Annotated in this window: 1 protein-coding gene; it reads left to right on the plus strand. The window is 59.8% G+C overall.

The window, feature by feature from the left end:
- Positions 1-637: 637 nt before the first annotated feature.
- Positions 638-821, plus strand: a 184-nt coding sequence (locus tag AC1DVH_RS32070; protein WP_477757161.1) for a transposase, incomplete at its 3' end; no start/stop codon positions are given.

An 821-nucleotide genomic window follows, 5' to 3' on the forward strand; every position in this document is an offset into this window, starting at 1 on the left:
ACGTACGACGTACGGCCCCTCGCTAAGGCTCGGGGTTCCTTCGCTCCGGTATTCATCCGGGGGCATTGCCCTCCGGTCGGCTTCGCTTCGACCTACATGCAATGAGTTCGACTGCGTCGAACGGCGCTGCGCGCCCATCCCCGGATRAAYACCTCCACTCAGCCTCCCGAGGGGGCGGGTGGATCAAGATCAAGAGCTGCAGGCGAGCTAACGCTCGGCCTGWTGAGTGGTGAGGAGCGTGGGTGTACGCCGGTCTGCCTTTGCTCTTCTGTAGGAGCGAGCCTGCTCGCGAAGGCGGCCTGACAGCCGACCTGATTTCGCGGATGTATCACTCCGTAGGAGCTGCCGAAGGCTGCGATCTTTTGATCTTGCTTGTAARMAATAARGCCAAAAGATCGCAGCCTCGTTGCACTCGACAGCTCCTACAGGGAAACACGCACGCATCAGAACCAGGCCGGCCGGTAGGCCGCCTCGGGCGCTGTTGCGGTACACGCCCCCTCGTGAGGCCGAGTGGAGGTTCTGCGCAGTGGGCAACCCGGCATGGATGCCGGGTTAGCCGCCGCCGGCCCAGAGTGTGTMAAAACKCCAAAGCMAACCCTTGCTATGATTGCCCCGGATTTCATCGCAAGGGYTGCCCATGAAACGCTTCATTCAAGGTGAACACCGAGGTCAAAGGACCCTGCTCCCCGAGAGCCTGGACGATTACGTCAGCGAGACTAATCCGGTGCGTGTTGTCGATGTCTTCGTTGATGAACTTGACCTGATCACCTTGGGTTTTGAAAGTGCTATCCCTGCTGAAACTGGCCGACCTGCCTACCATC

The organism is Pseudomonas sp. P4_C3 (assembly GCF_056402075.1).